The sequence below is a fragment of the Nonomuraea sp. NPDC005501 genome, from assembly GCF_040605905.1.
Lineage (GTDB): Bacteria > Actinomycetota > Actinomycetes > Streptosporangiales > Streptosporangiaceae > Nonomuraea.
Genome location: NZ_JBEXDT010000018.1, coordinates 95281 through 101280 on the forward strand (window position 1 = coordinate 95281; position 6000 = coordinate 101280).

General features: G+C 66.3%; 4 protein-coding genes and 1 pseudogene. 2 read left to right on the forward strand and 3 right to left on the reverse strand.

Going from position 1 to position 6000, the window contains the following annotated elements:
• Nucleotides 1–87 precede the first annotated feature (87 nt).
• Nucleotides 88–1464 (forward strand): IS1380 family transposase, encoded by a 1377-nt coding sequence (locus ABZS51_RS12805; RefSeq protein ID WP_355439349.1) that lies wholly within the window; start codon nucleotides 88–90, stop codon nucleotides 1462–1464.
• Nucleotides 1465–1673: 209 nt separating this feature from the next.
• Nucleotides 1674–2255, forward strand: a complete 582-nt coding sequence (locus ABZS51_RS12810) for a hypothetical protein (protein ID WP_355439352.1) — start codon at nucleotides 1674–1676, stop codon at nucleotides 2253–2255.
• Nucleotides 2256–3310: 1055 nt separating this feature from the next.
• Here ABZS51_RS12810 and ABZS51_RS12815 read toward each other — a convergent pair.
• The 3 genes and pseudogenes from ABZS51_RS12815 to ABZS51_RS12825 all read right to left on the reverse strand — a co-directional run.
• Complete coding sequence (locus ABZS51_RS12815; RefSeq protein ID WP_355439355.1) at nucleotides 3311–3793, reverse strand: hypothetical protein; 483 nt, start codon at nucleotides 3791–3793, stop codon at nucleotides 3311–3313.
• A gap of 388 nt (nucleotides 3794–4181) precedes the next feature.
• The gene (locus ABZS51_RS12820) at nucleotides 4182–5471 is read right to left on the reverse strand and encodes an FAD-dependent monooxygenase (protein WP_355439359.1); all 1290 of its coding nucleotides are present in this window, start codon (nucleotides 5469–5471) and stop codon (nucleotides 4182–4184) included.
• Between the two features lie 173 nt (nucleotides 5472–5644).
• Nucleotides 5645–6000, reverse strand: a pseudogene (locus tag ABZS51_RS12825) (hypothetical protein); the annotation flags it as partial.

Here is a 6000-nt window from a genome sequence, read left to right on the forward strand (position 1 = left end):
TCATTCACATAAGAAAAGTGCCCTTGAGCTGGGAGGATCGGACTTGTCTAAGGCCCCGCCCATCCCAGATCAGAAGGCACTTTCCGAGTGAACTCTATCGCTTCTCGCCGCAAGATCACCGTGTCTGCCGATGGCCGCGGGCTGGTCTTCAATGGCGGTGGTCTGCTGCTGATGCAGACGCTACGCATCACCGGACTGGACAAGCACCTGTCCCAGCAGCTGGAACGGTGGCGACCCGGCCGAGCGGTGCACGACCCTGCAAAGATCATCACCGACATGGCTCTCACCCTGGCGCTCGGCGGGGACTGCCTGGCCGACATCGCCGTGCTGCGCTCCCAGCCTGAGCTGTTCGGCCCCGTCGCCTCCGACCCGACCGTCTCGCGCCTGATCGACCGGCTCGCCGCCGATGAGGCCCGCGCGCTGAAGGCCATCCGCGCCGCCCGCGCCACCGCACGCCGGCGCGCCTGGCACCTGGCCGGTGCTCACGCCCCCGGAACAGATGGCCAGCCCGTGATCGTCGACCTCGACGCCACCATCGTGATCTCGCACTCCGACAAGCAGCACGCGACCCCCACATGGAAGAAAAGCTACGGCCCCCGCCCGATGACCGCCTTCGCCGACCACCAGGGCGACGGCGGCGGCGAGCCCCTGGCCCTGATGCTGCGACCCGGCAACGCCGGCTCCAACACCGCCGCCGACCACATCCAAACCACCCGCCTCGCCCTGGCCCAGCTTCCCAAACACCTGCGACGCAACGTCCTCATCCGCACCGACTCCGGCGGCGGCACCCACGAGTTCCTCGCCTGGCTCACCCGCCCAGGACGATGGCTGAAGTACTCCATCGGCTTCACCATCACCGACTACATCGCGCAGGCCATTCTCAAGCTCCCGGCCACCGCCTGGACCCCCGCCTACAACGCCGACCGCCAGCCACGCCCCGGCGCGTGGGTCGCCGAGCTCACCGGCCTGCTGGAACTGACCGGATGGCCCAAGGGCATGCGCGTCATCGTCCGCAAAGAACGCCCGCACCCCGGCGCCCAACTGCGCTTCACCGACCTCGACGGACACCGCTTCACCTGCTTCGTCACCGGCACCCCCGGCGGCCAGCTCGCCGACCTGGAACTACGCCACCGCCGCCGCGCCCGCGCCGAAGACCGCATCCGCACCGCCAAGGACACCGGCCTGCGCAACCTGCCCCTGCACGACTTCACCCAGAACCAGATCTGGCTCGTAATCGTCGCCCTGGCCTGCGAACTGCTCGCCTGGATGCAGATGCTCGCCCTGCACGGCACCGACGCCCGCCGCTACGAGCCCAAACGACTACGCCTGCGCCTGTTCGCCGTGGCCGGCCGGCTGGTGCACGGCGGCCGCCGCCTGTACCTGCGCATACCGACACGATGGCCCTGGGCCCGCCAGATCATCGCTGCCCTGGCCCGCCTGCACGCCCTGCCAGCGCCGACCTGACCAGCACCAACCCGTCCCACGATCAGGAAAGGGGACCCGCGGGCCCGTGGAACCCCGCCCACCCGGCGCGACAGCCGGGCACCCACGCTGACCACAGCGAGGAAATCGACCTCCAGCCAAAGACTTCAGCCGACCAACTCAAGGTCGAGAAAGATCGAGGTTAGTGCAACCCTCTACCTCCATGACAGTGCCAGGGTGATACTACGACTATGGAATTGCCGATTCTCTGTAGCCGGTGTGGCGCGCACTTTCAGTCAGGCGTTGAGCTGCCAGCCGCTTCGTCTCTGTTCGAGTTCGACCCCTACAAGATGCCATTGGACAGCATCCCGAAAGCCAAGAGGCCGTGCCCCATCTGCGCATACATAAACGATCACGAACCGGTGCTCCATACGCTGGGCGTCCTTTACACGGTCCGTATGGCCGCTCTCAGGCGGGATGAGCAGGAGCGGCTCATCAACAAGATCGCACAACTAGAGGAAAGCCAATGTAATCCTGGGCAGGTGATTAACGAAATCCTCGATGAGGAGCCAAAGGTTGCGGGACTGCGGCGACTGGTACCAAGAGGTCAAGCAAACATCTTGGCCTTCATCGCTCTACTGGTTTCCTCGGTCACCTTATTGGAAAACATGCTGGGCGATCTGAAAGATCTCAAGGAATTATTTGACGGCCCGCCGGAGAATGGTCTAAAGATGGACTACTACCCTCATCGCAAGCTCCACTTCCTTTCGCCTATAAAGTGCGGCGGGTCCGCTACGATGCTAGAGAGTAATAGCCTAGTCGCAATACTTTGAGCGATATCCTTAGGGAGTGGGCTGATGATCGGTCGGCGCCTTATAGTGTGATGTTTGAGCATATTCCTGTAGTGGGCGGCCGATGGGAATTTCATCAACCCGAATATTATTCTGTTCCTGATATCCTGTGCATAACTATCGTCGATAATCATTCCGAATTGCGCAGCTTGCGCAACCGGATTGCGTTGGAAAATTTCCCATAGAAGAGGAGTTGAAGCAGTTTTCGCTGGTCGGCCCTGCTGTCAGGTGGAAAAACACTTCTGACCCGAAGGCTCGAATTCGAGAACAGATACCCGGGCGCAGGTTCACGCTGCATGACATGCTCTAGCGTTGGCTGCTGCTTAGTCTAGCGCCAATCTTGGATCGATGGAGAGCGTGCTTGTAGTGAAATCATAGCTATAACATTCAAAGCAACAGTCTCTTGAAATATAGGAGAGTGGTACTACTCTCACGATCGCCCTGCTGTGGCCGGCCTCTATGTGGGGTCGGGGGCGATCGACGGCCAAGAGCTTGGTGCCTCAGTCCTGGGCCACCGAATGCACCGGTGAGGGTTGGACGAGAATTCTCCGGCGAAGTGGGCCAAGAGCAAGATCCGGAACATGTACGGGACGCCGCCCCTTGCGCCGGGGACGGTCATATATCCGGCTGCAGGTCGGAGAGTCGTCCGATTGCGAAGCACCGTTCCACTTCTAATCCGACGGTCGCAGGTTCGAATCCTGCAGGGCGCGCGTTCTGTGAACAGCACAAGAGAGCTCCTGACCAGCGGGAACGCAGGTCCGGGGCTCTCTTGGTGTGTGCGGTGGTGTGTGCGGTCAGCGGCGGGCGACTGCGGTTGGCTGTGCCGAATACGTGCGCAAGTTCTCGGGGCGGTTCCCGATCACTCGGAGTCCTCCTTGAGCGCGTCGGCGATCCGGCGCTTGGCGGCCTCGTCCTGGCCGACGATGCACTTGGCGTAGATCCTGAGCGGGACTTCCATGCTGTGGCCGGCCCACTCGGCTACCTGCGTGGGCGGTTCCCCCGCGCTGAGCCACGTCGAGACGCAGGCATGGCGGAAGTCATAGACCCTTCTGGCCAGCGGGGAGGCGGCCTCCGCCGGGTGAGCGCGTCCTGCCGGGCCTTGGCCCAGGCGCGCCGGTGGGTGATGCTGGGCAGCTCTCCTCCGCGCACGCCGGAGAGCAGCCGGCCGTCGGCGGCCCTGCCGTACGGCGAGGCCAGATGCGCCCGGAGAATTCGGACCAGGACGGGCGGCATTGGCACGGGGCGGGTGTGCCCTCCGCCCGGTGCTTGAGAGTGCGCTCCTCGTGGAGTGTCCCGTCGTCGGTCCACTCCCGCCCGGCCAACGGGGCGGCCTTGGCGAAGCGCAGCTCTCCCCACTCCCCGGACTCCTCCCACTCGCCGGTCTCCTCGTTCAGCACCAGGGGCGGAAGGGTGACGTTGTGGTCCCGCAGGTTGACGACCTCCTCCGGACGCAGCCCCGCGTAGTACATGAGGGCGAAGAACGCCACCAGGCGCTTGCCGCTCGGTTCCTGAGCCTCCACGGCGGCCAGCAGAGCGCGAGCCTGAGCGTGATTGACCACGCTCGCCCGTGAGCATGACGGGAGTCGCGGCCGTGAGCGCGCGGGCGATGTCCTGGCGGTACTTCGCCGAAAAGGCCGGCCCCCTTGATGGGCATGGCGTGCACGGCACGCAGCAACCGTCCTACCTCGGATGCCGCCTCGAGCGTCGCGACCCCCGCTCACCTGAGTCGCGACACCAGGTACGGGATCTCCGCGGCCGGCTCCCCGGCGATGACCTCGGGGACCGGGATACCCCTTTCCGTGGCGTGGCCGCCGAACGGGCGCTCCAACGCGCACTACACGGCATGAGCGGAGGTCGTCCGGCGGTGTCCCACCGAAGCGTGGTCCCTCTCGACACGTCATGTGACACCTACGGCTTGGCCGACGAGGTGATCGGCGATCCGGCCGGGGCTGCGGAGTCCGGCACCCCCGCGTAGTCGGGCAGCTCGACGCCGTTGATCGCGCGCCCGACCAGCTCGGTGAACCATTCGCCGGCGAAATCGGGGAGCGGTTCGGCCTCTGGCCCGGGGACGCCGCGGCTGCGCGCGTTCAACCGGCCGATCTCCTGGTTGGCCTCGACGAACGAGCGCATCCGCGCCTCGTAGCGGGCGAACCCGGCGTCGGGGTCCCAGCCGGCGGCGGCCAGCTCGCCGGCCAGCAGGTAGGCGCCGACCAGCGCCAGCCCGGTGCCCTGCCCCGACATCGGTGAGGAGCTGAACGCCGCGTCCCCGAGCAGCCCCACCCGTCCACTCGACCAGCGGTGCATCACCACCTGGGCGACCTGATCGAGGTAGAAGTCCGGGGAGTCGTCCAGGTGCGCCAGGATGTCCGGGGCCAACCAGCCCAGGCCCGCCATCCGCTCACGCAGCAGGACCTTCTGGGCCGCGACGTCACGGTAGTCGACGTCGAAGTCGGCCGAGGCGAAGGACAACATGGCCATCGCCCGGGTGGCGTCCTGGATGGGCCGCAGGAGGGCAGAGCGCCCGGACTCCTGGTCCTGGTGCTCGAACAGCCAGCGGTCCAGCCCGAACTCGTTGGGCACACTGTAGAAGGCCAGCACGTGCCCGAGGTGGCGGAGGAACCGCTCATGCGGCCCGAAGACCATCGCTCGCAGCGCCGAGTGCAACCCATCGGCCCCGACCACCAGGTCGAAGCGCCGCCGGTCGCCGCCCGCGAAGACCACGTCGACCCCGTCCGCGTCCTGGGCGAGCCCCGCGATGCGGTCGCCGAAGACGTACTCGACGCCGTCGCGGGTGTCGTCGTAAAGCACCTGGGACAGGTCCCCGCGCAGGATCTCGATGTCCGCGATGAACCCGTCGCCACCGTCGTCGTCGGCACGGAAGGTCTCCAGCACTTGCCCGTCCGCGTCCACGGTGTGCGCGCCGGCGGTGTCGGTGCACGCCGCGCGCACCGCCGCGTCCAGCCCCATACGCCCGATGACCTCCTTGGCAACCCCGCGCGCGTCCACCGCCTGCCCGCCGGGACGCAGCTCAGGAGCCCGCTCCACCACGGTCACCTCGGCCCCCCGCCGGCGCAGCCAGTGGGCCAGCGCGGGTCCCGCGATGCTCGCCCCCGCCACCAACACCCTGGGACCGCTCACCCGCGTCCCCTGCTCGCCAGCCCGGATGGTGTGCTCCTGCTTGGAGTCGTCCACGCTCATCACTACCTCCATGTGCTTCCTCCCGCGCTGGACGTTCCCAGCACAGGCCCACCGCTGTCGGTGTGTCCAGCCGTATCGACCACGGATCCGCACAAAACTCATCGGCACTACCGGAATCGCGTCCACGCTCCCGCGAACACCCTGAACTCGGCATGTGCGTGCGACGGGCATGGTCATGATCGCCTCGGCCTCGGCAGACATTGACGAGAAACGCCAACTCCGAGGACGCTCACATCAGCCCAGACTGGTGCAAACCAGGCGAACCAGGCAGTCAGACGGCCGGCGGCGTTGACGTACGGCGTGACGGAGATGGCGTTGAACTCGACGGGCGTGAACGGCAGGCCCGGTATGGGCGCCGGGGGTACCGGCTGCACCGGGGCGAGGATCTTGACCGCGACCGTCTTCTGGGCGGGCTTGAGGGTCGGGTCACCGTCCATGACCGCGACAAGCATGCCGCCGGGATGATCTCCGCCCACTTCTACTGCAGCCTGGACGGCTCCCAGGTGTTCAGCTATGCCCTGCAGCGGGC